This is a genomic window from Fodinicola acaciae (assembly GCF_010993745.1).
Classification (GTDB): Bacteria; Actinomycetota; Actinomycetes; order Mycobacteriales; family HKI-0501; genus Fodinicola; species Fodinicola acaciae.
The window spans coordinates 544,402-564,390 of the sequence record NZ_WOTN01000004.1 but is presented as its reverse complement, the minus strand read 5'-3'; the positions used below and the strand labels follow the sequence as shown (position 1 = coordinate 564,390).

General features: G+C 69.9%; 16 protein-coding genes and 1 riboswitch. Of the genes, 12 read left to right on the top strand and 4 right to left on the bottom strand.

Annotated elements, in window-relative coordinates; genetic code table 11:
* Nucleotides 1-3: 3 nt before the first annotated feature.
* Nucleotides 4-175, bottom strand: a riboswitch (cyclic di-AMP (ydaO/yuaA leader).
* A 324-nt stretch (nt 176-499) separates the two neighbouring features.
* Complete coding sequence (locus GNX95_RS38090; protein ID WP_163512641.1) at nt 500-2,059, top strand: helicase HerA-like domain-containing protein; 1,560 nt, start codon at nt 500-502, stop codon at nt 2,057-2,059.
* 6 nt (nt 2,060-2,065) lie between these two features.
* On the opposite strand, the gene GNX95_RS38085 is transcribed toward GNX95_RS38090, so the two are convergent.
* The 3 genes from GNX95_RS38085 to GNX95_RS38075 all read right to left on the bottom strand — a co-directional run bounded on the left by GNX95_RS38085 (nt 2,066) and on the right by GNX95_RS38075 (nt 5,272).
* The gene (locus tag GNX95_RS38085; RefSeq protein ID WP_163512640.1) at nt 2,066-2,320 is read right to left on the bottom strand and encodes a hypothetical protein; all 255 of its coding nucleotides are present in this window, start codon (nt 2,318-2,320) and stop codon (nt 2,066-2,068) included.
* Between the two features lie 69 nt (nt 2,321-2,389).
* On the bottom strand, nt 2,390-4,324 hold the full coding sequence (murJ, locus tag GNX95_RS38080) for a murein biosynthesis integral membrane protein MurJ (protein WP_163512639.1): 1,935 nt from the start codon (nt 4,322-4,324) through the stop codon (nt 2,390-2,392).
* Between the two features lie 9 nt (nt 4,325-4,333).
* A complete protein-coding gene (locus tag GNX95_RS38075) occupies nt 4,334-5,272 on the bottom strand; it encodes an NUDIX hydrolase (protein ID WP_163512638.1) in 939 nt (312 codons plus the stop codon).
* Nucleotides 5,273-5,347: 75 nt separating this feature from the next.
* Here GNX95_RS38075 and GNX95_RS38070 point away from each other — a divergent pair, with 75 nt between their 5' ends.
* The 8 genes from GNX95_RS38070 (at nt 5,348) to GNX95_RS38035 (ending at nt 14,891) form a co-directional block, all read left to right on the top strand.
* Nucleotides 5,348-6,796 (top strand): CCA tRNA nucleotidyltransferase, encoded by a 1,449-nt coding sequence (locus GNX95_RS38070; RefSeq protein ID WP_163512637.1) that lies wholly within the window; start codon nt 5,348-5,350, stop codon nt 6,794-6,796.
* Nucleotides 6,797-6,892: 96 nt separating this feature from the next.
* Nucleotides 6,893-7,798 carry an AAA family ATPase gene (locus GNX95_RS38065; protein ID WP_163512636.1) on the top strand — a complete coding sequence of 302 codons (906 nt, stop codon included), beginning with the start codon at nt 6,893-6,895 and terminating at the stop codon, nt 7,796-7,798.
* Nucleotides 7,798-8,940 carry a vWA domain-containing protein gene (locus GNX95_RS38060; RefSeq protein ID WP_163513795.1) on the top strand — a complete coding sequence of 381 codons (1,143 nt, stop codon included), beginning with the start codon at nt 7,798-7,800 and terminating at the stop codon, nt 8,938-8,940. The genes GNX95_RS38065 and GNX95_RS38060 overlap by 1 nt, the downstream gene beginning before the upstream one ends.
* The gene (locus tag GNX95_RS38055; protein WP_163512635.1) at nt 8,933-10,045 is read left to right on the top strand and encodes an XdhC family protein; all 1,113 of its coding nucleotides are present in this window, start codon (nt 8,933-8,935) and stop codon (nt 10,043-10,045) included. The genes GNX95_RS38060 and GNX95_RS38055 overlap by 8 nt, the downstream gene beginning before the upstream one ends.
* Nucleotides 10,046-10,287: 242 nt before the next feature.
* Nucleotides 10,288-10,800 carry a (2Fe-2S)-binding protein gene (locus GNX95_RS38050; RefSeq protein WP_163512634.1) on the top strand — a complete coding sequence of 171 codons (513 nt, stop codon included), beginning with the start codon at nt 10,288-10,290 and terminating at the stop codon, nt 10,798-10,800.
* Nucleotides 10,797-13,244, top strand: a complete 2,448-nt coding sequence (locus GNX95_RS38045) for a xanthine dehydrogenase family protein molybdopterin-binding subunit (protein ID WP_163512633.1) — start codon at nt 10,797-10,799, stop codon at nt 13,242-13,244. Before GNX95_RS38050 ends, GNX95_RS38045 begins: the two co-directional genes overlap by 4 nt.
* Nucleotides 13,241-14,095, top strand: coding sequence for an FAD binding domain-containing protein (locus tag GNX95_RS38040; protein WP_163512632.1), 855 nt, complete (start codon nt 13,241-13,243; stop codon nt 14,093-14,095). The genes GNX95_RS38045 and GNX95_RS38040 overlap by 4 nt, the downstream gene beginning before the upstream one ends.
* 82 nt (nt 14,096-14,177) lie before the next feature.
* Complete coding sequence (locus GNX95_RS38035) at nt 14,178-14,891, top strand: SRPBCC family protein (RefSeq protein WP_163512631.1); 714 nt, start codon at nt 14,178-14,180, stop codon at nt 14,889-14,891.
* 142 nt (nt 14,892-15,033) lie between these two features.
* Here GNX95_RS38035 and GNX95_RS38030 read toward each other — a convergent pair whose 3' ends face one another.
* Nucleotides 15,034-16,317: an MFS transporter gene (locus GNX95_RS38030; RefSeq protein WP_163512630.1), complete on the bottom strand. Its 1,284-nt coding sequence runs from the start codon at nt 16,315-16,317 to the stop codon at nt 15,034-15,036.
* A gap of 91 nt (nt 16,318-16,408) precedes the next feature.
* Between GNX95_RS38030 and GNX95_RS38025 the strand changes: the two genes are divergently transcribed.
* From GNX95_RS38025 to GNX95_RS38015, 3 genes are all read left to right on the top strand, one after another.
* The gene (locus GNX95_RS38025; RefSeq protein ID WP_222854251.1) at nt 16,409-16,915 is read left to right on the top strand and encodes an NUDIX hydrolase; all 507 of its coding nucleotides are present in this window, start codon (nt 16,409-16,411) and stop codon (nt 16,913-16,915) included.
* 29 nt (nt 16,916-16,944) lie between these two features.
* Nucleotides 16,945-19,761 (top strand): AfsR/SARP family transcriptional regulator, encoded by a 2,817-nt coding sequence (locus tag GNX95_RS38020; protein ID WP_163512629.1) that lies wholly within the window; start codon nt 16,945-16,947, stop codon nt 19,759-19,761.
* Between the two features lie 70 nt (nt 19,762-19,831).
* Nucleotides 19,832-19,984 carry a hypothetical protein gene (locus GNX95_RS38015; RefSeq protein ID WP_163512628.1) on the top strand — a complete coding sequence of 51 codons (153 nt, stop codon included), beginning with the start codon at nt 19,832-19,834 and terminating at the stop codon, nt 19,982-19,984.
* Nucleotides 19,985-19,989: the final 5 nt, after the last annotated feature.

Below are 19,989 nucleotides of genomic sequence, written 5' to 3'. Positions count from 1 at the left end.
AAGCGGTCCTTCCGGCACGCCTGCGAGGTGAGCTGTCGGGTTCGGGAGGGAAGGCGGCCCCGGCCACTCGGGAGTGGCTTCACCCCAAGGATTTCTCGACCGGAACGTTTAGCCGGCCGGAAATCCGGGAAACACGTGGTTCCCCCGCTCCTGTCCGACTCATCCAATGCTCGTACCTGCACCTGGAGGGCGGGGACAGGACTCGGCGTGCCGTCGCTCCAGGCGGGTGAGCGGGTTGCTCACCTGTGCCCCAAGCATCTTGGGTCATCGTGATCGTATTCGCAGGCGGAGTGAGAACTGTTACAACCCCGCCGTGTCGCGCCGATTTCTTTTGTCCTAATATGTCGGCTCTCTGTGTCTGATTTGCGAACACGATTCCACCGTGGCGTGCCTCACATTTGACCGCCGAATCACGAATATGCGCGCGGTGCTGCCGAATGACGCGCGGCTGGATAGGCTCCGTCCGACTTTCATGCTTCGGGCTTAGGGGGACGCGCTGATGGCGGAGAACGACGTTGCGGAGAAGGTGAAGCAGGGGTACGCGTTCGCCGGCGCCGCGATCGAGCTCGGTGCGCTGGTCGGTGACGGCGGTGCCGTCGTTCCGGACGCGAAGGTGCGCATCCCGCTGTCGATGGTCAACCGGCACGGCCTGGTGGCCGGGGCGACCGGCACTGGCAAGACCAAGACCCTGCAGATGATGGCCGAGCAGCTGTCCGCCAACGGCGTGCCGGTGTTCCTGGCCGACGTGAAGGGTGACCTGTCCGGCATCGTGGCCCCCGGCGCCGAGTCCGAGAAGAGCAAGGCGCGTGCCGGTGAGGTCGGTCAGCAGTGGGTCGCGACCGGCTGTCCGGCCGAGTTCCTGGCGCTCGGCGGTCACGGCAAAGGCGTACCGGTGCGCGCGACCGTCACCTCGTTCGGTCCGACGCTGCTGGCCAAGGTGCTCGGCCTCAACGACGTGCAGGAGTCCTCGCTGGGCCTGGTCTTCCACTTCGCGGACCAGAACGGCCTGCCGCTGCTGGACCTCAAGGACCTTCGCGCGGTCATCCAGTTCCTCACCTCGGCCGAAGGCGCCGAGCAGCTGGCCGCGCTCGGCGGCCTGAGCAAGGCGACCGCCGGCGTGATCCTGCGCGAGCTGATCAGCTTCGCCGACTCCGGCGCCGAGGAGTTCTTCGGCGAGCCGGAGTTCGACACGCACGACTTCCTGCGTACGGCGCCGGACGGTCGCGGCGTGGTGAGCGTGCTGGAGCTGGCCGCGATCCAGGACAAACCGGCGCTGTTCTCCACCTTCCTGATGTGGTTCCTGGCCGACCTGTTCGCCGACCTGCCGGAGGTCGGCGACGCCGACAAGCCGAAGCTGGTCTTCTTCTTCGACGAGGCGCACCTGCTGTTCAAGGACGCGTCGAAGGACTTCCTGACCTCGATCACCCAGACCGTACGGCTGATCCGGTCGAAGGGCGTCGGCATCTTCTTCGTCACGCAGACGCCGAAAGACGTGCCGTCCGACGTGCTGGCGCAGCTCGGCAACCGCGTGCAGCACGCTCTGCGCGCGTACACGCCGGAGGACGCGAAGGCGTTGAAGGCCACCGTGTCGACCTTCCCGAAGTCGTCGTACGACCTCGAGGAGGTGCTGACCGGCCTCGGCATCGGTGAGGCGGTCGTGACCGTGCTGTCCGAGCGCGGCGCGCCGACGCCGGTCGCTTGGACGCGGTTGCCGGCGCCGCGGTCGTTCATGGGTCCGGCCGAGGCGTCCGTGCTGGACGCGACGGTTTCCGGGTCGCCGCTGCAGGCCAAGTACGGCCAGGCGATCGACCGGGAGTCGGCGTACGAGAAGCTGATGGCCAAGAACGCGCAGGGTGCGGCCACCCAGCAGGCCGAGCAGGGTCCGTCGCCGGCTCCCACTCCGGCGCCGACGCCACCACAAGGGAAGGGCGCCGACGCGATGGGGATGGTGACCGACATCCTCGGGTCGCCGGCGGTGAAGAGCATGATGCGTGCCGCGGCGTCGACGGCCGGCCGAGAGATCATGCGGTCGCTCTTCGGCGTCAGCCGGCGCCGCTGACCGGGATCAGCTGAGTAGGAGCAGCGTGCCGAAGTAGCCGCCGACGAGTGCCGCGGCGAGGCCGGTTATCCACAGAGTTGTCCACAGCAACGTACGGCCGATTCCGCGGCGTGGCTGTGGCGGTCGCGGTGGATGTGGATAGTAAGGCCGCGGATAGTACGGCGGCGCCGGTCGCCGCTGGTGCGGGATGTGACCGTACGGCGGCGGAACCGGCCGGCGAGGCGGTCCGGGATGGCGCGGGCCTCCGAGGTTGGCAGCCATGGCTGTGACGTTATGGCTGGCCAGCGGGGTCTCTCGACGGCTCGGGCGAGAAGTGGCACGAATCGGCGATCAGCGCCGGATGAGCCGCCTGCGGATCTGGCCGAACACGTCCTGCACCTCGCGTACGCGGAACAGCAGCGCGAGGCCGACGTAGATGCCGCCGCCGATGGTCAGGCCGAGGAACAGCGACAGGCCGTTGCCGAGCCGGCCGACCGGGAAGAAGTGGCTGATCCAGGTCTGGATGAGCATCGCGATCAGCATCGCCGGCAGGCTCGCGATCGCCACCCGCACGATCGTGGACAGCGTCGCGCCGAGGTGCAGCCGGCCGAGCTTGCCGCGCAGCACCATGCCGCCGATGATCATGCCGACGAAGTACGAGACGGCGTTGACGATCATCAGCGCCTGCAGCGCGAAGTGCGCGTCCACGAAGAACTGGACGGCCAGCGCGCCGGCCACTCGGATCGCGACAGCGGCGATGTTGACGAAGGCGGCCGTCTTGGCGTCGCGCATCGCGTAGAAGACGAAGGTCTGCATCTGACTGATCGCGTACGGCAGCAGACCCAGGCCGGCGAAGGCGAACACCTGGCCGGTGAGCAGCGCCTGGTCGTCGCTGGTCTGGCCATAGCGGAACAGCAGCGGACCGAGCGACGAGCCGAGGAAGAACATGATGCCGGTGGCCGGCAGCAGCAGCGTGGACGACAGCCGGGTGCCGAGTGCCAGGTCGTCGGCGATCGACCGCAGCCGGCCTTCCACGGCCGCGCGGCTCATCCGCGGCAGCAGCGCGGTGATCACGCTGACCGCGACGATGCCGTGTGGCAGCTGGAAGAGCATGAACGCGTTGTTGTAGACCGTCGGACCACCGTCCACGACACCACTGGTGTGGCTTGCGACGCGCTGGACGACGGTCAGGCCGATCTGGCTGCAGGCCACGTAGACCAGCAGCCAGCTGGCCAGCGACCGGGCCTCGCCGAGACCGGTGCCGCGCCAGTCCCACCGCCACTTCCACTTGAAGCCGAGCTTGCGCAACGGAAACCACAACGCGATCGCCTGCACGGCGATGCCAAGCGTCGTGCCGACCCCGAGCACCACGATCTGCGGCGTTGTGATGTTTTCAAGCGTCAGCGTCTTGCTGCCGTTCATCACGAAGAACACGGCAGCGGTGGCGATGACGATGAGACTGTTGAGCACAGGGACCCACGCGGTCGCGGCGAACTTTCCCCGGCTGTTCAGGATCGCGCCGAGCACCGCGGCGATCGCGTAGAAGACGATCTCGACCAGGATCAGATACGCGAAGGCCGTGGTCAGCGGCGCGGTCTTCGGCTCGTCGTTGACGACTTTCGTCAACAGCGGTGCGGCCAACACGGCCAGCACGGTCACCAGCGTGCCGATCGACACGGTGATGGTGAGCAACCGCTGGATGAAGGCCTCGCCGCGGTCGCTGTCGGTCTTCTGCGCCTTCACCAGCATCGGCACGACGACGCTGGCCAGCACGCCACCGATCAACAGCTCGTAGACCTGGTTGGGCAGGTTGTTGGCCTGCGTGTACGCGTTGCTGACCAGGCCGGAGCCAATGGCCGCGGTGAGGATGGTCTGGCGGAGCAGGCCGGCGATCCGGGAGGCGATGGTGCCCAGCGCCATGACCGCCGAGTTCTTGGCGACGCCGGCCTCTTCGGACGGTTTGGCCTCGACCGGCTCCTCGACGGCCGGGATCGGGCCACCGAGGTCGAGCAGGCCGGTCTGGTCGAGGCCGCCGGAGACACCCTGCGGGATCTCCACGATCGAGACCACCGGCACGGCGTGCACGTCACCGGCCGTCGCGTACTCGCCGGCCTGGACCCAGGACGACTGGTAGACCGCGCCGACCGCCTTGCCGACCTTGGCGGTGCCGACCGCCCGATGGCTGGCCGGCCCGTCCGGCGTACGGCGGCGGCGCCACCGTCCGGTGTCGTCCGGCGCGCGACCCGGGGGGAACTCGTCGGCGTCGTCAGGAGCGCTGTGTCGCATACGCGGCGATCAGCCGGAGCTCAGCAGCTTGTGCGCCTTGGCGGCCAGCCGGCGCTCGTCCGGATAGGCCAGCCGGTCGTCCAGCTCGGCCAGCGGCACCCAGGCCACCTCGGTCACCTCGCGGTCGGCGTCGGACAGCTCGCCACCGGTCGCACGCAGCAGGAAGTGGTGCACCGTCTTGTGGATCCGCCGGCCGTCGGCGACGAACCAGTAGTCCACGGTGCCAAGAGCGTGTTGCACGAAGCCGATGATGCCGGTCTCCTCGTGGACTTCTCGCGCCGCTGTCTGCTCGTACGTCTCGCCGGCCTCGACGTGTCCCTTGGGAAGGGACCACACCAGGCGCCCGCGCCGGTCCAGCTTACCGATCAGCGCGGCGCGCGCCTCGACACTGTCACCGTCCAGGATCAGGCCGCCGGCCGAGGTCTCGTCGACGCGTACCAGCCGGCGCCGGCGGCCCACTGGCTTCTTGGCGTTGACCTGCTGCTGGCCACCGCGTCCGCGGCGGCTGCGCCGGCTGCGCGCCGGTGTCTCTGCTGGCTGTGTTGCCGGCTGCTCCGCGACCGCCGGCGGGTCGGCGGTGGACTGGTCGGCCTTGTTCTTACGGTGCCGTTTGCCGCCACGCCGCCGGCGTCGCGGTTTCGCGGACGGTCCTTCCGGCTGGTCCGACGCCTCCGTACGCGCGGATGGCTCGGCGGCGGCCGGCTGCGTGACCTGGCCAGCCACCTGGTCGGTCGTCTGCTGCCGCTGGCGGCCGCCGCGCGAACCGCGCCGCCGGCGTCCCCGGCGGGACCTGCGCCGACCACTCCTGTCGACACCGCCGGCCGGACTCTGGCCGGCGGTGTCGACAGGAGTGGTCCCGGCATCGGGCTGGAGAGGCGCGGACGCCGCCGGCGCCTCCGGCAGCGCGGCAGGCGCTGCGGGGCCGGTCGTACGTTCGCGGGTGGTCATCCCTGCACGATATCGCGACACCGGCAGGACGCCGGCCGTCAAGCCGCGGACCTCCACTCGGTAAACTGGCCGGTCGTGTCTCTCCCCGACTCCACCGCTCACGATCGCCGCCTCACTCGCGCACAGGAACTCGCGGTCGCCGAGCTGCTCCGCGTGTCGCCGGTCGCCGACGAGATAGGCGAACGGTTCGCCGCCGCCGGCCACCAGTTGCACCTGGTGGGTGGCTCGGTGCGCGACGCGTTGCTCGGCCGGCTGGGACATGACCTCGACTTCTGCACCGACGCGCATCCCGAGCAGGTGCTGAAGCTGATCGACGGCTGGGCCGAGGCGGTCTGGACAACCGGCATCGACTTCGGCACGGTCGGGCTGGCCAAGCGCGGCCTCCAGCTGGAGATCACCACCTTCCGCAGCGAGGCGTACGACCGCCGCTCGCGCAACCCGAAGGTGACCTACGGGACGACGCTCGACGGCGACTTGGCGCGCCGTGACTTCGCGGTGAACGCGATGGCGGTGAGCGTGCCGCGGCACGAGTTCACCGACCCGTACGACGGCCTCGCCGACCTCGCGGCCAAGCGGTTGCGTACGCCCGGCGCCGCGGACGACTCGTTCATGGACGACCCGCTCCGGATGCTGCGCGCGGCACGTTTCGTGGCGCAGCTGCGGTTCACCGCCGCGCCGGAGGTGGTCGAGTCGATCGAGCGGCTGGCGCCGGAGATCGACCGGATCACCGCCGAGCGGGTCCGCGAGGAGCTGGTCAAGCTGCTGATGGGTGCCGACCCGGTGGCCGGCCTGCGGCTGATGGTCGACACCGGCCTGGCCGACCGGGTGCTGCCGGAGCTGCCCGGCATGCGGATGGAGATCGACGAGCACGCGCAGCACAAGGACGTCTACGAGCACAGCCTGACCGTGTTGAAGCAGGCCATCGACCTGGAGAACGACGGCCCCGACCTGGTGCTGCGGCTCGCGGCGCTGCTGCACGACATCGGCAAGCCGGCCACCCGGCGCACCGAGGAAGGCGGCAAGGTCTCCTTCCACCACCACGAGGTGGTCGGCGCCAAGATGGTCCGCAAGCGGCTGCGCGCGCTGCGGTTTTCCAAGGAGATCACCGAACAGGTCGCGCAGCTGGTGTTCCTGCACCTTCGTTTCCACGGCTTCGGCCGCGGCGAGTGGACGGACTCGGCCGTACGCCGCTATGTCACCGACGCCGCAGACCTGCTGCCTCGGCTGCACAAGCTGGTCCGCTCCGACTGCACCACGCGCAACCGTCGCAAGGCCGAGCGGCTGGCGCGTGACTATGACTCGCTCGAGGAGCGCATCGCCGTGCTGAAGGCGCAGGAAGACCTCGACCGCGTACGGCCGGACCTCGACGGCAACGCGATCATGGAGCTGCTCGGCGTCCCGCCGGGGCCGGTCGTCGGCAAGGCCTGGAAGCACCTGAAGGACCTGCGGCTGGAGCGCGGACCGCTGTCCCGCGAGGACGCCGAGGCCGAGCTGCGCCGCTGGGCCGCCGACCAGGGCCTGTAGGCGCCGTCTGTCCGATTGCCACCTTGCGGCGGCCAGGCGAAGTCCCGGCCGCTCGGACAGCGGTGGGTCCGTGGTCCGCGCCGTAGGCTCGAAGGCATGACTGCCTCTTGGGACCAGCTGCCGAGCCGGCCGACCACGCCGGCCGAGCTGGCCGCGGCGCTGGAGAAGACCGGCTATCTGGCCGACGACGGCATCGCGACCGCCGGCTTTCTCGCGCTGCGGATGCACCGTCCGCTGTTCTGCGAGGGTGAGCCAGGCACCGGCAAGACGTCGCTGGCGCAGGCGCTCGCGCAGGTCCTGGACGTGCCGCTGATCCGGCTGCAGTGCCACGAAGGCATCGACGCGAGCCAGGCGTTGTACGACTGGGATTTCCCGCGCCAGCTGCTCCACCTGCGCGCGCTGGAAGCCGCGTCCGACGGCAAGCTCGACGCGGACGCCGCCGAGGCCTCTCTATATACGGAGCGCTTCCTGCTGGCGCGGCCGCTGCTGCGGGCCCTGCAGGAGTCGCCGTGTGTGCTGCTGGTCGACGAGGTGGACCGCGCAGACGACGAGTTCGAGGCCTTTCTCCTGGAGGTGCTGTCCGAGCACGCGGTGAGCGTGCCCGAGCTCGGCGAGATCCGCGCGGAGGCGCCGCCGCTGGCCGTCCTCACCTCCAACCGCACGCGTGAGGTGCATGACGCGCTCAAGCGACGCTGCCTCTACCACTGGCTGGAGCATCCCGACCTGGGCCGCGAGGTGGCGATCCTGCGCAGCCGCCTTCCCGGCATCGGTGGCCGGCTGGCCGAGCAGGTCGCGATGGCCGTGCGCCGGCTGCGCGAGATGGAGCTGCTCAAGCCGCCGGGCGTGGCCGAGTCGCTCGACTGGGCCGAGGCGTTGCTGGCGCTGGGCAAGACCGAGCTGGACGCGGAGACCGCCGCGGTGACACTCGGCGCCGTGCTCAAATATCGCGAGGACGCCGACCGCGCGCAAAACGCCGGGTTGGCCGCGTTGTTGGCGTCATGATGGCCGACCCGCTCAGCGGGCTGGTCGGCTTCGCTCGTACGCTCCGGCACGCCGGCTTGGCCTGCGACCCGCAGCGCGTCCAGGCGTACGCGGCGGCCGTCGAGCAACTCGACGTGTCGTCGCCGGTCGAGCTCTATTGGGCCGGCCGGCTGACGCTCTGCAGCGAGCCGGACGACCTGGCCAGATACGACGCGGCTTTCACCGCCTGGTTCGGCCAGCGGATCAGCGTGAGTGGCTCGGAGCGGCCGGTGATGCCGCAGCCGCAGCGCAGCAAGATGGCCGCGCTGGTGTCGCCGCCGGACGGTCAGCCAGGTGTGGAGAGCTCCGACGACGAGGAGCTGCGGGTTTTCGCAAGCGACATCGAGGTGTTGCACCATCGCGACATCGCCGACCTGACGGTGGCCGAGCGCGACCACCTGCGCCAGCTGATGACGCTGCTCAAGCTCGACCCGCCGCGGCGTACGGCGTTGCGGGCCAGGCCGGCGCGGCGCGGCCGGCTGGACGGCCATCGGACCGTACGCGCGATGCTGGCGACCGGTGGCGAGCCGGCGCGGCTCCGGCACGTACGTCCGGCCGACCGTCCGCGCCGTGTCGTCCTGCTCATCGATGTTTCCGGATCGATGAGTCCGTACGCGGACGCGTTGCTGCGGTTCGCGCACGCGGTCGTACGCCGTGGCCCGAGCACCGAGGTCTTCACCGTCGGCACGCGTCTGACCCGAGTGAGCCGGCAGCTGCGGCTGCGCGATCCGGAGGAGGCGCTGGCCGCGGCCGGTCGCGCGGTGCCGGACTTCCACGGCGGCACGCGGCTCGGCGAGACCTTGCGCGCGTTTCTGGATCGCTGGGGTCAGCGCGGCATCGCGCGGCAGGCGATCGTCGTGGTCTTCTCCGACGGCTGGGAACGCGGCGAGGCCGACCTGCTCGGCGAGCAGATGGCGCGGCTGCGCCGGTTGGCCAAGGCGGTGTTGTGGGTCAACCCGCACGCCGGTCGCGCCGGCTACGCACCCGTACAGTCGGGAATTGCCGCAGCGCTTCCCTTTGTTGACGTCTTGTTGGCTGGACACAGTCTGGCGACGCTGCGGCGGCTGTGGTCCCATGTGCGCGATCCGCAGCTGTCCGCGCGGACGGAGGTTTCCCATGCGTGACGTCCTGGACGAGCTCTATCGGCGCTGGTCGGCCGGCGAGTCGGTCGGCCTCGGCACGGTGGTGTCCACGTTCCGCTCGGCGCCGCGGCCGGCCGGTGCCGCGATGTTGGTCGGCACCGACGGGGCGGCCAGCGGCAGCGTTTCCGGCGGTTGCGTGGAAGGCGCGGTCTACGAGCTGGCCAACGAGGTCCTCGACGATGGCCGGCCGGTGTTGCAGCGCTATGGCGTGTCCGACGACGACGCGTTCGCGGTCGGACTGACCTGCGGCGGGATTCTCGACGTGTACGTGGAAAAGATCGACCGCGACGGCTTTCCGGAGCTGGAGCGGGTCGTCGAATCCGTGCGCACCGAGGAGCCGGTGGCGGTCGCGACCGTGGTGAAACACGACAACCCGGAGTGGCTCGGCCGCCGGCTGGTGGTCTGGCCGGACCGTGTCGCCGGCAGCGTCGGGTCGGAGCGCGCCGACGCGGCGATCACCGACGACGTACGCGGCATGCTCAACTCCGGCCGCACCGGCTCGCTGCAGTACGGTCCGGACGGACAGCGGCGCGGCGAAGGCATGTCGGTGTTCGTGAACTCTTTTGAGCCACCGCCTCGAATGCTGGTCTTCGGCGCGATCGACTTCGCGTCGGCGATGGCGCGGCTCGGGTCTTTTCTCGGCTATCGCGTGACGGTGTGCGACGCGCGTCCGATTTTCGCGACGCAGACGCGCTTCCCGGACGCCGACGAGGTGATTGTCGACTGGCCGCACCGATATCTGAGGAAGGAGTCGGAGGCCGGCCGGGTCGACAACCGCACGGTCGTGGCCGTGCTGACACACGACCCGAAGTTCGACGTGCCCGTGCTGGAGATCGCGCTCCGGCTCGACCTCGCCTACGTCGGCGCGATGGGGTCACGGCGTACGCATGACGATCGGCTCAAGCGGCTGCGTGAGGCGGGTCTGACCGAGGAGGAGCTTGAGCGGCTCGCCTCCCCCATCGGCCTGGACCTCGGTGCGCGTACGCCGGAGGAGACCGCGGTGTCCATCGCCGCCGAGATGATCGCGCTGCAGTGGGGTGGCCAGGGCCGCCGGCTGGCCGACGTGAGCGGCCCCATCCACAGCTGACTGCAACGTTCGCGCTACCTCTCCAACTGACCGGTTCTTCACCGCAGGCGCGGCAACATCGACGGGGATCGCGGCGCAAGTGCGGAAGTCTCGGTTGCTTGCCGATCTTCAGCACTTGTCTGACCGGTACGTCAGGAGCAGGCTTCGCAGGTGAGCCGGATCACCCGTCCGCGGGTGGCCGGCTGGCCGTGTCCGACAACCCGTCCGGCAGGCGGGGAACGAAGCCAGCACTGGAGGCCGGAATGCGCATTACCGTCACAGTGGACGGCACCAGTTACACCGACGACGTCGAACCCCGCACGCTGCTCGTGCACTATCTGCGGGAACAACTCGGCAAGACCGGGACCGTGATCGGTTGCGACACCAGCAACTGCGGCGCCTGCACCGTCCACTTCAACGGTCAGAGCGTCAAGTCCTGCTCGGTGCTCGCCGTCCAGGCCGACGGCGCCGACGTCACCACGATCGAAGGACTCGCCAAGGACGGCCAGCTGCATCCGGTGCAGCAGGCCTTCCACGACAACCACGCCCTGCAGTGCGGCTATTGCACGCCGGGCATGATCATGCAGTCGGTCGACCTGCTGAAGGAGAACCCCGACCCGTCCGAGGAAGCCGTACGGCACGGCCTGGAGGGCAACCTCTGCCGGTGCACCGGCTACCAGAACATCGTGCGCGCGGTGCAGGACGCCGCCGGCAAGATGCGCGGCTCGGCCGAGCAGCCGGCCGACGCTCCGGCCGAGGCGGGAGCGCAGTCATGACCGCCGTCGTGGGAGAGGTCGGCAAGGCGCGTACGCGCAAGGAGGACGCGCGGCTGATCACCGGCCGTACGCGCTGGACCGACAACATCGTGCTGCCCGGCATGCAGCACATCGCGATGGTCCGCAGCCCGTACGCGAGCGCCGGCATCACCGGCATCGACACGAGCGCGGCCAAGCAGATGCCAGGCGTGGTCGCCGTCTACACCGGTGCGGACCTGGACGAGGAGCAGTCGGCACTGCCGTGCGCCTGGCCGATCAACGCCGACGACACGCCCCCGCGGCACGTGTCGATCGCGACCGACACCGTACGGTTCGCCGGTGAGATCGTGGCGATCGTGGTCGCGCGTTCGGCCGTGGCCGCTCGCGACGCGGCCGACGCGGTCGAGGTCGACTACGACCCGCGAGAGCCTGTTCTCGACATGGAGGCCGCGCTCGCCGAGGGCTCACCCAAGGTGCACGCCGACATGGCGAGCAACAAGTGGGCCTTCTTCCCGTTCGACGCGGCCGCGGCCGGCAGTGGCGCGAACGCCGACGAGGCCATCGCCGCCGCCGAGAACGACCCCGACCAGATCATCGTCAAGCGGCGCTTCCGCCAGCAGCGGCTGATCCCCGCGTTCATGGAGCCGCGGTCGGTGGCCGTCGACCCGACCGGTGAACAGCTGACCGTCTGGTCGTCGACCCAGGTGCCGCACGTCGTACGCACGATGATGGCGGTGACCCTCGGCCTGTCCGAGAGCAAGCTGCGGGTGATCGCGCCGGACGTGGGTGGCGGTTTCGGCGGCAAGCTGCAGCTCACGCCGGAGGAGATCCTCACCGTCCTGGTGGCGCGCCGGCTGAACAAGCCGGTGAAGTGGACCGAGACCCGTTCGGAGTCACTGGTGTCCGGGCACCACGGCCGCGACCAGATCCAGGACATCACGATCGTGGCCGGCCGCGACGGCACCTTCAAGGCGCTGAAGGCCGAGCTGATCGCCGACATGGGCGCCTACTTCGGCCTGTTCACGCCGGCGGTGCCGGTGTTCGGCTGCTTCATCTTCCCGGCCATCTACAAGTTCCCGGCGTACATGTTCACCTGTACGGACGTGATGACCAACAAGACGCCGACGGACGCCTACCGCGGCGCCGGCCGGCCGGAGGCGACCTTCGCGGTCGAGCGGATCATCGACGAGCTCGCGGTCGAGCTGGGGCGTGAGCCGCTGGAGCTGCGCGAGCAGAACTGGATCAAGCACGAGGAGTTTCCCTTCACCAACGCCGGCGGCCTGACCTACGACTCGGGTAACTACGAGGCGGCCACCGCGAAGGCCAAGGAACTGTTCGACTACGACGGCCTGCGTGCCGAGCAGCGGCGCCGTCGCGAGGAAAACGATCCCGTCCAGCTCGGCATCGGCATCTCCACGTTCACCGAGATGTGCGGCCTGGCGCCGTCCCGGTTGCTCGGCGCGCTCGGCGCCGGTGCCGGCGGCTGGGAACACGCGAGCGTACGGATGCTCGCGACCGGCAAGGTCGAGGTGGTGACCGGTTCGTCGCCGCACGGCCAGGGCCACGAGACGGCGTGGAGCCAGATCGCCGCCGACCAGCTCGGTGTGGCCTTCGAGGATGTCGAGGTTTTGCACGGTGACACGCAGTCGTCGCCTAAGGGCCTGGACACGTACGGCTCGCGGTCGCTGCCGGTGGGTGGCATCGCGCTGGTGAAGGCCTGCGAAAAGGTTGTCGCCAAAGCGAAACGTGTCGCCGCGCATCTGCTCGAGGCGTCAGAGGACGACATCGAGTTCAAGGCGCCGCGTTTTTCCGTACGTGGCACCGATGCGGGCGTCACCATCCAGGACGTCGCGTTCGCGACCTTCACGTCGCACAACTTCCCCGAAGGCATGGAGCCGTCGCTGGACTCGGACGCCACCTTCGACCCGGAAAACTTCTCCTTCCCACACGGCACGCATTTCTGCGCGACCGAGGTGGACACCGAGACCGGCCGGGTGACGATCCGCAAGTATGTCTGCGTCGACGACATCGGCAACGTCATCAACCCGCTGATCGTCGAGGGCCAGGTGCACGGCGGCCTGGCGCAGGGCATCGCGCAGGCGTTGTACGAGGGCGCCGCATACGACGAGAACGGCACGTTGACGACCGGCACGCTGGCCGACTATCTCGTGCCGTCAGCGGCCGACCTACCGTCGTTTGACACCGACCGCACCGAGACTCCGGCGACCACGAATCCGTTGGGAGTCAAGGGAGTCGGCGAGGCCGGCACCATCGCCTCGACGCCGGCGGTGGTCAACTCGGTGCTCGACGCCGTACGCCATTTCGGCGTGTCCGACATCGAGATGCCGCTGACGCCGATGCGGGTCTGGTCGGCTGTCCACAGTGGACAGTCAGGCGCCGGTGGTGTTGGCTCGGAGGCCGGTGGCGGCCTGGGTTCGATCGACGCGAGTGGAGGCGCGCAGTGATTCCGGCGGCATTCGAATACGTCGCACCGTCCACTGTGGACGAGGCGGTGCAGGCGCTGGCGGCGGCCGGCGAGGACGCCAAGGTGCTCGGCGGCGGGCAGAGCCTGCTGCCGGTGCTGCGGATGCGGCTCGCCGCACCGACGACGATCGTCGACCTCGGAAAAGTCGAGGAAATGCGTGGCATCCGCGAGGACGGCGACGCGCTGGTGATCGGCGCGATGACGACGCACTACGAGGTGGATCGCAGTTCGCTGATCGCCGAGCACGCTCGGCTGATCGGCGCCGCGACGGCGACGGTGGCCGACGCGCAGGTGCGCCACCGCGGCACTTTCGGTGGTGCGCTGGCACATGCCGACCCCGCCGGCGACCTTTTGGCGCCCGCGCTGGCATTGGACGCCCAGATGGTGATCGCCGGACCGAACGGCCGGCGTACGGTGTCGGCGGCGGACTTCTTCGTCGACTTCTTCACCACCGCGTTGGACGACGGCGAGATCCTGGTCGAGGTGCGCGTACCGAAGCTCACCGGCTGGGGTGCGCACTATGAGAAGTTCAACCGGGTCGCGCAGGCCTGGTCGATCGTGGCGGTCGGTGCGGCCGTACGCGTCGACGGCGACACCATCGCCGAAGCGCGCGTCGGCCTGACCAACATGGCGTCCACGCCGGTGCGTGCCACTGCCGTCGAGCAGGCGCTGGTCGGCCAGCCGGCCACCGCCGAGGCGATCCGGTCGGCCGCCGAGCATGCCGCCGACGGCACCTCACCGGGGTCGGACAGCAACGCCGACGCCGAATACCGGCAGCACCTCGCCCGGGTGCTGACCGGCAGGGCCGTCGCCGCCGCGGCGGCGCGTTAGGTCCGGACGACTCGTGGGCCCGTCGCACTGCGCGCGGGCCCACGGTCATGTCTAGGGTGGAGCAAAGAGCGGAGGTTCTGACATGGAACTGGAACACGAGTTCGCCGTACCGGCGCCGATAGACGTGGTGTGGAAAGCCCTCACCGACCCGGCCCGGGTCGCGCCGTGCATGCCTGGCGCGACGCTGACCGAGGTCGACGGCAAGTCCTTCGCCGGCAACGTCAAGGTGAAGCTGGGCCCGATTTCGCTGCTGTACAAGGGCACCGGCGAGTTCGTCGAGATCGACGAGGCCGCGCACAAAGCCGTCATCAAGGCGTCTGGCAAGGACAGCAAAGGCAATGGCACCGCCGCCGCGACCATCAGCGTCACGCTGTCCGCCGACGGGTCGAACACCGTCGCCAAGTCGGTCACCGACCTCAACGTCACCGGCCGGCCGGCGCAGTTTGGCCGCGGGCTGATCAAGGATGTGAGCGACAAGCTGCTCGGCCAGTTCGTCGAGTCGCTGTCCAGCCGGCTCGCCGAGGACTCCGGACCGGCCGCCAAGCCGGACGCCGCCGCGGCCGAGACCGCCACCGGCTCCTCCGCCGGTCCGGCGACCGGTGCCGCCGGCGCTCCGTCGACCCACTCGCATTACTACGACGACGAGCCGGCCGCGGAGCCGATCGACCTGCTCGGCACCGCCGGTGGCCCGGTCGTCCAGCGGCTGATCCCGGTCGCCGCGGTCGCCGGCGTGGCGCTGTTGATCTTCGTGGTCGTACGCCGTCGCCGCAAGCGCCGTGCCGCGCTCGAGTCCTAGATCGACTTTTCTACTTATGTAAGTTTCCGCACGAACCCACCCCCCACCCGAAACCGGGTGGGGGCCAAATGTGGCAGGTGGGTACGACAGTTTCGCGCTGTAGCAGGTATTTCCGACGCGACTCCGGTTGGTCCGATGGCGCCTAACCGGTCTCGGGCCGGGTGACCGGCCGCTGCCAGTGCGCCGCCAGCAGGCTGTAGCCGCCGCCGATCGCCGCATAGCCGAGCGCCACCGTGACCAGCACCGGATACGACTTGCCGGTGACCGGCAGCACCACCGCGCCGATCAGCAGGCCGGCGACCATCGAGGCGTTGAACAGCGTGTCGTAGACGCTGAACACGCGGCCACGAAAGTCGTCCTCGCACTCCACCTGCACGGACGTGTCGGTGACGATCTTGATCCCCTGACCGGCCAGGCCGACCAGCAGACCGCCGGCGACCGTGCCGGCCGGATGGAACGGCAGGCCACCGGCCAGCTCGGCCAGCGCCGCCGCCAACAGCAGCAGCGTCACCCACGTACGCGGCGCCATCCGCCGGGTGGCCCACGGCGTGATCACGGCGGCGATGAACGCGCCGGCCGCGATAGCGACACCGACGATGGCCACACCGCCGAGACCACTGCGGAAATAGTTGCGACACAACAACAACGTCAGGATCGTCAGTACGCCAAACAGCACGCGATGGCCGGTGATCGCCATCAGCAGATAGCCGGTGCTGCGCCGGCGGCTGACGTGCCGGAGTCCGGCGACCATCCCCTTCGCCACACCCCACAACGTGTCGCGGCGCGCTCGCTCGTGCGCGTCCGGACCGAGGTGGTCCGGGGCGAAACCGCGCGCGATGAGCGCCGACACCAGGCAACCGATCAGCGCCAGCGCGGCTACGACGGCATAGCCGTGGTCGCCCTTGCCGACGAAGTGGTTCAGCAGGATCCCCAGACCACCGCCGAGCGCGTAGAAAAGCGTGCCGCCGGTGGTCGACACGGCGTTGGCGGTGACCAGCCGGTCCGGCTCGCTGACGTGCGGCAGGCCGGCCGACAGCGCCGCCAGCATGAACCGGTTGACGCTCAGAATGACCAGCGCGGTGAGGAAAAACGGCATCCCCTGGTCACCGAACCACACCGTCACCGCGACCACCGGCATCAGGACCGTACGGACCAGGCTCGAGACGATCAGGATGTCGCGCCGGCGAAACCGGTCGATCAGCACACCGGCGAAAGGGCCGACCAGCGAGTACGGCAGCAGCAGCACGGCGAAACCGAGCGCCACCTTCAGTGGATCGGCCTGCCGGTCGGGATTGAACAGCACCGAGCCGGCCAGGCTGGCCTGGAAGACACCGTCGGCGACCTGGGTGGCGAACCTGGTGGTCATCAACCGCCGGAAATCCCCTCGCCGCAGCACGGCGGTGAGATCGGCGACGGAGGTCGGCATGTGCCTCAGCGTAGGCGAGCGACGCATCCATCCGATTTCGCCGCGAGAGTGATCGGACACGCGGCTCTCCGGTATGGCAGCATGCGCCACCGTGGACGAATCGCAGTGGCGGACCCTGATGGTGGCCAGCGGCCTGGTCGTACGCCGTGGCCGTACGCCGGCCGGCGACCGGCTGCTGCTGGTCCGGCAGTGCCGCGCCAGCGGCGAGCGATGGGAATGTCCCGGTGGCGGCCAGGAACCCGGCGAGCCGCTCGAGCGGACAGCGGCCCGCGAGGTCGACGAAGAAGCCGGCGTGCCGGTCAGCGCCGGTGTCCTGGTGTGCAGCTATCTGCTCGTACGCCCGCACCGGCGACGCAACAGCCTCGGCGCCTTCTTCGTCGCCGAGGCCACCGATCCGTCGGTCGATCCGGTGACCCGTGTGCCGGAGGAGATCACCGACGTCGCCTACGTCGACCCGCTGGCACTGCCGGCCGAGGAGATCGGACCGGTCACCTCGGTGGTCATCGAACGCTGGTGGCCGCACCGCCGCGACGAGTGGACCACGCCGTTTCACGTGACCGTCGAGCGTACGGCCGACGGCTATCGCCGCCTGGTCTGAAACTGGCGTGGTGATGCCAAAATCCAGCCATGTTGCGGTGTGACGTGCTCGGTCCGGTCCAGGTGTGGGCCGGTGACGACCGGGTCGCGCTGGCTGGCGCCCGCCAACAGGCCGTGCTGCTCGCGCTCGCACTCCGCCCTGGCGTGACGGTCGGCAAGCGTGAGCTGATCGACGGAGTGTGGGGACCGGAGCTGCCGCCGGGTGGCGATCCGGATGTCGCCGGATACGTCTACCGGCTGCGAAAGGTGCTGGGGTCGAGCGGCGTGGACCGGCACATCGTCACCGACGGCGCCGGCTATCGGTTTGCCGGTGAGCTGCGGGTGGACACCGCGCGGCTGGAGGAAATGGCCGGCGAGGCGGTCCGGCTGCGACAGGCCGGCGAGCTGGCCTCCGCCGCGACCGCCGCGTCGCGCGCCTTGGAGCTCTATCGAGGCGAGCCGCTGGCTGGACTGCCCGGCCCGTACGCCGATGGCCAGCGGCAGCGGCTGACCGAACGCAGAATGGCTCTGTGGCAGGAAAAGTACGAGTGCATGCTGCGGCTGGGCCGACATGACCAGGTGGCCGGCGAGCTCTCCGAACTGACCGCGGCGCAGCCCTGCAGCGAGCGGCTGGCGGCACTGCTGATCCGCGCTTTCTACGCTGGTGGCTGGAAAGCCGACGCGTTGTCAGCGTACGAGCGGACCCGTGACCGGCTGTCGCGGGAGATGGGTGCCGGTCCGGGCAAGGAGCTGCTCCGGCTGTACGAAGCGGTGTGCCGCGACGACGACCTGGCCGCCGGTTTCGGACCCGGCCGGCGGCCGGCCGCCGCGGCGCCGCGCCAGCTGCCTGCCGACGTACGCGAACTGGTCGGCCGCGACCGCGAGCTGGCCCGGCTGACCGCTGCCCGCGCGCGGGTCGTCGCGGTGTCGGGCATGGCCGGCGTCGGCAAGACCGCGCTGGTCGTACGCGCCGCGTGGCGGATGGTCGACCGTTATCCGGACGGCTGCTTGTTCATCAACCTGCGTGGCCATGCGAGGGGCCTCGAGCCACAGCGCGCATTGCGGCAGCTGTTGCGGGGCCTTGATGGGCAGTGGGAGGAGACCGAGGACCTCGATGACCTGATCGCGGCCTGGCGGTCGGCCACGGCGGATCGGCGGCTGCTCGTGGTGCTCGATGACGCGGCCAGCGCCACGCAAGTGCGTCCGTTGCTGCCGGCCGGTCCGGAGAGCCGTGCGCTGGTGACCAGCCGCCGGCTGCTCGGTGGACTGGACGTCGATGACCGGGTCACCCTTCGTCCGCTGACCCTGGACGACGCCACTCGGCTCCTCGCCGGCATCGCCGGCGCCGAACGTGCCGGCGGTGAGCGCGGGGCCGTCCGAGAGGTGGCTCGGCTGTGTGGCCGGCTCCCGCTGGCCCTGCGTATCGCCGGCGCGCGGCTGCAGACCCGTCCGTGGACGCCGCGGCAGTTGGCCGACCGGCTGGCCGACGACGACCGCCGGCTGGTCGAGCTGACCACCGAGGATCGCAGTGTCCAAACCAGTTTCCGGCTGTCGTACGACCAGTTGCCGGCTGCCACTCGCGAGGCGTTCCGGGTGCTCGGCGTGTCACCGACGACCGAGGCCGATCCTCTGGCACTGGCCGCCATGCTCGACTGCTCGCCCGCTCGCGCCGAACAACTGCTCGAGAGCCTGGTGGAGACGAGCCTGCTCCAGCAACCGGCCGCCGGCCGCTATAGGATGCACGACCTGGTCGCGGCGTACGCGCGGCAACTTGCCGCCGAGGAGCCGACGCCGGCCTCGAAAGCGCTGGCCGGAGTGCTCCGGCTGTACGTCTCGGCCGCGCGGCAAGCCAGCGACCGTGGCCGCGCGAGCTTTCCGGCGGAACCGGTGTTCAGCGACCGGGACGAGGCGGTGGCCTGGCTTGACGCCGCGTCCGGCGAAATCGTCGACGTTGTTGCCGGCGCCGCCGGCGCCGGGCTCGCCGACCAGGCCTGCCAGCTCGCCGAAGAGCTGGCCAGCTATCTGACCCGGCGCGGCCGCTATCAGGAGTTCTACCAGGTCGTAGGAGCCGCGTTGCCGCTTGCCGACGGTCCGGCGGCGTCCTCGCTGCGGATCGCGCTCGGTGACGTGCTGAGCATGCAGGGACATTTCGACCGCGCGCAGGTGATCCTGCGGGAGGCGTTGGAGACCAGCCGCCGCACCGACGACCTGCGTGACCAGGCGCGGGCGCGGCGCGGCCTCGGCGAGGCCGAGATGTACCTCGGACAGTTCGCCTCAGCGACCGTCCACCTGGCCGAGGTCGTCCGGTTGGCGACCCGGCTGGACGACGACTGGCTGGCCGCCAGCGCGACGTACCAGCTCGGCGTCGTCCACCATCGCAGCCGCGACCTGCCGGCCGCGATGGACTACTTCAGGTCGGCCGCGCCGCTGGTGGACAAGGTCGCCGACCATTGGCTGTCCGGCTCGCTCGCCTGCCATCTCGGCGACCTGCTGGTCGAGCTCGGCCAATGCGCCGAAGCGGCGGCGATGCTGCGCGACGCGGTCGTACGCGCGGAGGAGACCGGCGACTTCCAGCTGCGGGCCTTTCTGCTCACCCGGCTCGGGTCCGCGGAGGAGCTGCTCGGCAACCTCGATGCCGCGACCGCGCTGCACGAGCGCGCGTTGTCCGCCGTCACCGACCAGACCAGTGTCGAGCTCGAGTTCGAGACCCGTGTCCGGCTCGGCTCGGTCCACCTGGCAGCGGATCGCCGCACGGCGGCGAGGCAGCAGTTCGAGCGCGTACTGGCGCTCACCGGGGCCGGCAGGTGGCACGAGCGCCGGGCCCGCACTCTTGCCATCGAAGGGCTGCGGCAGCTGGGTCGCCGCTGACCTTCGTCGAATACATCGAAATTTCATCGGCTCCGGCTAACGTCCGGAGTTCGACCGAGCCGATGGAGACGTGACTTTGGTCAGCGCGGAAGGCGCCAACGACGACTGGATCGGTTGGCTGGCGATCGTCGGCGGACTGGTGTGCTGCCTCATCGTCGTAGCCGCGATCGTCGTCGGAATCGTGCTGCTGGTGAGGCAGTCGAGCCGGAAACCACCGGGCTGAGAGGA

Bases quoted from the DNA above. Each gene is read 5' to 3' on its own strand.
- GNX95_RS38090 (WP_163512641.1), top strand. From the start codon at position 500: ATGGCGGAGAACGACGTTGCGGAGAAGGTGAAGCAGGGGTACGCGTTC.
- GNX95_RS38085 (WP_163512640.1), bottom strand. From the start codon at position 2,320: ATGGCTGCCAACCTCGGAGGCCCGCGCCATCCCGGACCGCCTCGCCGG.
- murJ (WP_163512639.1), bottom strand. From the start codon at position 4,324: ATGCGACACAGCGCTCCTGACGACGCCGACGAGTTCCCCCCGGGTCGC.
- GNX95_RS38075 (WP_163512638.1), bottom strand. From the start codon at position 5,272: ATGACCACCCGCGAACGTACGACCGGCCCCGCAGCGCCTGCCGCGCTG.
- GNX95_RS38065 (WP_163512636.1), top strand. From the start codon at position 6,893: ATGACTGCCTCTTGGGACCAGCTGCCGAGCCGGCCGACCACGCCGGCC.
- GNX95_RS38060 (WP_163513795.1), top strand. From the start codon at position 7,798: ATGGCCGACCCGCTCAGCGGGCTGGTCGGCTTCGCTCGTACGCTCCGG.
- GNX95_RS38055 (WP_163512635.1), top strand. From the start codon at position 8,933: ATGCGTGACGTCCTGGACGAGCTCTATCGGCGCTGGTCGGCCGGCGAG.
- GNX95_RS38050 (WP_163512634.1), top strand. From the start codon at position 10,288: ATGCGCATTACCGTCACAGTGGACGGCACCAGTTACACCGACGACGTC.
- GNX95_RS38045 (WP_163512633.1), top strand. From the start codon at position 10,797: ATGACCGCCGTCGTGGGAGAGGTCGGCAAGGCGCGTACGCGCAAGGAG.
- GNX95_RS38035 (WP_163512631.1), top strand. From the start codon at position 14,178: ATGGAACTGGAACACGAGTTCGCCGTACCGGCGCCGATAGACGTGGTG.
- GNX95_RS38030 (WP_163512630.1), bottom strand. From the start codon at position 16,317: ATGCCGACCTCCGTCGCCGATCTCACCGCCGTGCTGCGGCGAGGGGAT.
- GNX95_RS38020 (WP_163512629.1), top strand. From the start codon at position 16,945: ATGTTGCGGTGTGACGTGCTCGGTCCGGTCCAGGTGTGGGCCGGTGAC.